The sequence below is a fragment of the Microcystis sp. M49636_WE2 genome, from assembly GCF_030065375.1.
GTDB lineage: Bacteria > Cyanobacteriota > Cyanobacteriia > Cyanobacteriales > Microcystaceae > Microcystis > Microcystis aeruginosa_C.
This window is the reverse complement of the sequence record NZ_JASJFG010000207.1, coordinates 1-4,597: the sequence shown is the minus strand read 5'-3', so window position 1 is coordinate 4,597 and position 4,597 is coordinate 1. Positions and strand designations below refer to the sequence as shown.

General features: G+C 44.2%; 3 protein-coding genes and 1 other RNA gene. 2 read left to right on the top strand and 2 right to left on the bottom strand.

Annotated features, from left to right (window positions below; translation table 11 throughout):
- Positions 1–472 precede the first annotated feature (472 nt).
- Entirely contained in the window at positions 473–1,984 is a 1,512-nt protein-coding gene (gene ilvA, locus PX484_RS04685; protein WP_288103018.1) for a threonine ammonia-lyase, biosynthetic, read from the top strand.
- A 30-nt stretch (positions 1,985–2,014) separates the two neighbouring features.
- Entirely contained in the window at positions 2,015–2,893 is an 879-nt protein-coding gene (gene rsmH / locus PX484_RS04680) for a 16S rRNA (cytosine(1402)-N(4))-methyltransferase RsmH (RefSeq protein WP_287767060.1), read from the top strand.
- A 118-nt stretch (positions 2,894–3,011) separates the two neighbouring features.
- On the opposite strand, the gene PX484_RS04675 is transcribed toward rsmH, so the two are convergent.
- Positions 3,012–4,178: a pyridoxal phosphate-dependent aminotransferase gene (locus PX484_RS04675; RefSeq protein ID WP_287767062.1), complete on the bottom strand. Its 1,167-nt coding sequence runs from the start codon at positions 4,176–4,178 to the stop codon at positions 3,012–3,014.
- Between the two features lie 9 nt (positions 4,179–4,187).
- Positions 4,188–4,578: a transfer-messenger RNA gene (ssrA, locus tag PX484_RS04670) on the bottom strand.
- Positions 4,579–4,597 lie beyond the last annotated feature (19 nt).

Here is a 4,597-nt window from a genome sequence, read left to right as displayed (position 1 = left end):
TTTTTATGGGCAGATATTTTAAAACTGTCTCTTGAAGCTAATTATGATGATTATCTTGAAAAAAAATGATAATTAGACAGAAGTTCTCTATGTGAACAAGAGAACTTTATCTTCTTTTGTTTTCAAAATGAGAATTGCTGGCTGAATTAGATTCAGCTTCAACACTTTTTACTGATTCTACCATCTTTCTCTAGGTTTGTTTATACACACCGAAACGGCGTTGGAACTGTTCATCTGATAAGTGTTGATAATCCATACTTTTGCTAATAAACATAGCAAAAGTATAGATAATTTCCTGACCTAAGATCACATTTTATTCCTTTTTCCACTTCCATCTAAAAATCGAGAAAAAAGCAAAACCTTTCACCATACCATAAAAAAATTATGCAAGAGGTCTATTGCTAACCCGACCGACGATGATCTATTCTGGATTCTAGCCTGACTCGCGAATCCCCACCGCCACAAAAGAATAATGTACTGCGATTACCTGGTTCAAATCCTCACCGCACGCGTCTACGATGTCGCCCAAGAAACCCCCTTAGAACTTGCCCCCAATCTCTCCCAACGCTTGCACAATCAGCTTTTACTCAAGCGCGAGGATATGCAGTCGGTTTTCTCTTTTAAACTGCGCGTCGCATACAACAAAATGGCGTATTTGTCAAGGGATTTGTTACAAAAAGGCGTAATTGCTGCCTCGGCGGGAAATCATGCCCAGGGAGTCGCTTTGGGGGCGCGGCAATTGGGAACCCAAGCGATTATCGTTATGCCTGTCACCACTCCGCAAGTCAAAATCGACGCGGTAAAAGCCCGGGGCGGGATTGTTGTCCTGCACGGTGACACCTACGATGATGCCTACACCTACGCGCGGCAATTAGAAGCGGAAAAAGGCTTAACTTTTATCCATCCCTTCGATGACCCGGAGGTAATCGCCGGCCAGGGTACGATCGGTATGGAAATTTTACGACAATATCAGCAACCGATCGAGGCCATTTTTGTCGCTATTGGTGGCGGTGGGCTAATATCAGGTATTGCAGCCTATGTCAAGCGTTTACGCCCAGAAATTAAAATTATCGGGGTGGAACCTGTGGACTCAGACGCGATGAATCAATCCCTAAAAGCTGGTTATCGGGTGCGTTTGTCTCAAGTGGGATTATTTGCCGATGGGGTAGCGGTGCGCGAGGTGGGAGAGGAGACTTTTCGTCTTTGTCAGCAGTATGTGGACGAGATTATCCTCGTGGATACGGATGATATCTGTGCGGCGATTAAGGATGTTTTTCAAGATACACGCTCGATTTTAGAACCTGCGGGGGCGTTAGCGGTAGCAGGAGCGAAAGCTTATGTAGAAAGAGAAGGAATTGAGGATAAAACCCTCGTTGCTGTGGCTTGTGGGGCAAATATGAACTTTGATCGTCTGCGATTTGTGGCGGAAAGGGCAGAATTAGGGGAACGGCGCGAGGCGTTGTATGCTGTTACTATTCCCGAACAACCGGGCAGTTTACGGCGTTTTTGTGAATGTGTAGGCAAACGCAATCTAACCGAATTTAGTTATCGCATTGCCGATGAAAAAGAAGCACATATTTTTGTCGGCGCCCAGATCGAAAATCGCAGCGATGCCAAGAAATTAGCCGAGAGTTTTGAAGCTTGCGGCTTTAAAACCCTCGATATTAGCGATGATGAATTGACTAAATTGCATCTGCGCCACATGGTGGGAGGGCGATCGCATTTAGCCGATCATGAATTATTTTATCGCTTCGAGTTTCCCGAACGACCGGGGGCTTTAATGAAATTTGTCGCCTCCATGAGTCCCCACTGGAATATCAGCGTTTTCCATTATCGCAATAACGGAGCCGATTACGGGCGTATCGTCGTGGGCATACAGGTCCCCCCGGATGAAATGAATCAATGGCAAGCTTTTCTCGATACTCTCGGCTATCGCTATTGGGATGAAAGTCAAAACCGGGCCTATCAGTTGTTTTTAGGTTAAATCGCCATTTTCAGGAAGTTATCAGTACAGATGAATCAAGATTTTCCCCATATTTCCGTTTTGAGTCAAGAATTAATCGCCGGTTTAAATATTCAACCCGGGGGGCATTATCTCGATCTTACCCTCGGGGGTGGTGGACACAGCCGCTTGCTTTTAGAAGCTCATCCCGAAACCACAGTCACCGCCATCGATCGCGATCAAAGCGCCCTAGAAGCCGCTAAAATTAGTCTCGCCCCCTATCTAGATAGCCGTTTAACCCTCTGGTGGGGGAACTTCGCCGATTATAATGGACAAAATAGCAGTTTTGATGGCATTATCGCCGATTTAGGAGTCAGTTCTCCCCAATTCGATCAGAGCGAGCGCGGCTTTAGTTTTCGCCACACGGCAGCCTTAGATATGCGGATGGATCGCTGTCAATCCCTGACGGCAGCCGATATTATTAACCATTGGCAGGAAAAAGAATTAGCAGATCTTTTTTATCAATACGGAGAAGAACGTTTATCTCGTCCTATTGCTCGCTCGATCGTCCAAAAACGTCCCTTTACTACCACTACAGAATTAGCGGCTGTCATCGCTAGTTCTGTCCCCGCTAGTTACCGTTATGGACGTATTCATCCGGCAACGCGGGTTTTTCAATCCCTACGCATCGCTGTTAATCAAGAATTAGATTCTCTGCAAAAATTGTTAGATCAAGCCCCCCACTGGCTAAAATCCGGGGGAATTATCGCTATGATCAGTTTTCATAGTCTAGAAGATCGTCTGATCAAGTATGGCTTTCGCGAAAATAATTCCTTGAAAATTATCACCAAAAAGCCGATTATTCCCAGCCGAGAAGAACAAGCTAAAAATCCTCGTTCTCGTTCGGCTAAACTAAGAATAGCCCAAAAGATAGAATCAGAGGTTATCTGATAGCAGTTATCTTAATTGTGAGGTACAAACTCTCTGGTTTTGGGGAGTCGTTATCTTGAAGATAAAGGCTGTGGTAAAGTAAAAACCAAGAAAGAAAGCTGGTATTTATTCTTAAAAATCATTGACTAAAATAACGCAGTCCTTTTACCAATCTTTCTACTGCCGTTAAAGCCGTTTCTGGAGATAAAGCACCGTAGGCAAGACGCAAATAACAGCCTTCTGTTATCCCAAAAGTTGAACCGGGTAACACCGCCACCCGCTGCTGCTCAATTAAAGTTTTAACTAACTGAAAATCATTCTTGTCTGTGGTAATTTTCAGGAAAAAATAAAAAGCCCCTTCCGCAGTGGCAACATCACAGATATCCCTAATCGATTCTAGAGCATTCAGGCAAATTTCTCTAACTTGACTGATGGTTTTTAACTGTTCTAAAGGATAGCTTTTACCCACCTGTAACGCCCCTAGGGCCGCGTATTGCGACACCACCGGCGGACAGATTAAAATAGTATCCTGAATCTTATTAATCGCCTCAGATAAATGTTCTGGTACTACCATATAACCAATGCGCCAACTGGCAAAACCGTAGGCTTTTGAGAGACTAAATAAGGAAATAGTCCAGGATTCACTGTCAACAATTGCCGCCGGAGAAAAGTGACGGGCATGGTTATAGGTAAAATATTCATAAGCCTCATCATGAATGTGATAGATGCCCTTTTTTTGACAGATTCGATTGACTTCTCTTAGGGTATTTTCTGGATAAACTACTCCCGTGGGATTATTAGGAGAAATCGTCACCACTGCCTTAGTTTTTGCCGTGATTGCCTCTTCAATGGCAGCTGGACGCAATTGATAATTTTTGTCTGTGGCGACCAAAATTACTTGACAATCAGCCATTTTTATGGCCATTTCATGATTGAAATAAAAGGGAGTGTTGAGAATAATTTCATCCCCCGGGGAAGTAATGGCTAAAATGGCATTCATAAAAGCCATATTACTGCCCGCCGTCACAAAAATTGCCTGTTTATCGCTGATTTCTATCCGATTATCTTCGGCTAGTTTTTGCCGAATTACTGCTAATAAGGGGGAAATTCCCGCCACGGATTGATATTGATGATTTTTGGGATTAGCTAAAAATAAAGATAGAGATTCGATCGCTTCCTGGGGTGGATAATAGGAAACAATCCCTTGACCTAGGGAAATAGTACCAGGGTTCGCTTTAATTAATTGACCGACCACGGGAATAATCGGTGTTTGTACCCCGTCCATGCGGGAGAGAAGGTCTTTCATTAAAGTAATCAATGGAGCCGAGCAGAGTCGAACTGCTGTCCAAATTAGGTATTGACTGTCCGTTCATTCACAGGTTTAGTTTCGATTACCCTCGAAACGGGGACTGTCACTTATCCCGGACAGTGGGATGCTCTAGTTAAAGCTTAGACGGTTAACTAACTAGAGAAAGTCAAACGTGGCATCCGTTGGGGGTTTATCCATAGTCCTTAACGGAGTCAAACCATGAATGCTCGAGTCGATTAGAGACTATTAGGCAGCTACAGGAGCGGCTTTACGAGCGAAAGGAACGATGTTGTTCGCATTTACTTTTTGTTTGAGCCTTTGATTTACGAGAGGAGACTCACTCTCGACCTGTATCACGGGGGAGCTTTCGCTAACCTGTCGAAACCGTTACGGCCCCTTGTGCTTACATTCTGATT

What these genes read in the sequence shown, in the direction of transcription:
- ilvA (WP_288103018.1), top strand. Translation starts at nt 473, where the DNA reads ATGTACTGCGATTACCTGGTTCAAATCCTCACCGCACGCGTCTACGAT.
- rsmH (WP_287767060.1), top strand. Translation starts at nt 2,015, where the DNA reads ATGAATCAAGATTTTCCCCATATTTCCGTTTTGAGTCAAGAATTAATC.
- PX484_RS04675 (WP_287767062.1), bottom strand. Translation starts at nt 4,178, where the DNA reads ATGAAAGACCTTCTCTCCCGCATGGACGGGGTACAAACACCGATTATT.